Genomic DNA, 689 nt, shown 5'->3' with positions numbered 1-689 from the left:
TACACGGCCGCCGGGCAGAAGCGCCCCTCGGGGCCCGCGTAGGTGCGCAGGTTCACGTTTACCGGCACGCTCGCGTCCTTCAGCGTCAGGTGCGCCGGCTGGTTTTCCTCGTGGTTCGTGTTCGAGATGAACACCGACGACAGCCGGTCGAACGTCAGCTTGCCGTCCGGCTTCGGATACTCGATCGGCGTGCATTGCGACGCCGGCTTCAGCATCTCGTGGTCCGCATGCTTGTGGTGCAGCGTCCACGGCACGTTGCCGCCCATCACCTTCTGCTCGAGCCCGACCATCAGCGTGCCGAGGTACAGCCCCTTGGCCATCCACTGCTTGAAGTTGCGCGCGCGGTACAGCTCCGTGTACAGCCACGATTGCTTGAAGGCGTCCGGGTACGCGTTGAGCTCGTCGCTCTGACGGCCGGCCTGCACCGCGTCGAACGCGGCGTCGGCCGCCAGCATGCCGGTCTTGATCGCCGCATGGCTGCCCTTGATCCGCGATGCGTTCAGGAAGCCCGCATCGTCGCCGATCAGCGCGCCGCCCGGGAACACCGTCTTCGGCAGCGACAGCAGGCCGCCGGCCGTGATCGCCCGCGCGCCGTACGACACGCGCTTGCCGCCTTCGAGGAACGCGCGGATCGACGGATGCGTCTTGTAGCGCTGGAATTCCTCGAACGGCGACAGGTACGGGTTCGT

The 689-nt window shown here is 66.9% G+C and carries 1 protein-coding gene; it reads right to left on the bottom strand.

Features of this window, described 5'->3' with window-relative positions; all coding sequences use genetic code 11:
* On the bottom strand, nucleotides 1-689 hold a 689-nt coding region (locus DIE23_RS39105), incomplete at both ends, for an electron-transfer flavoprotein:ubiquinone oxidoreductase (RefSeq protein ID WP_185646627.1).

Origin of the sequence: Burkholderia sp. Bp9143 (assembly GCF_003853645.1) — a bacterium.
GTDB lineage: Bacteria > Pseudomonadota > Gammaproteobacteria > Burkholderiales > Burkholderiaceae > Burkholderia.
The sequence above is the reverse complement of the archived record's forward strand: the minus strand, read 5'-3'. Positions and strand labels throughout refer to the sequence as shown.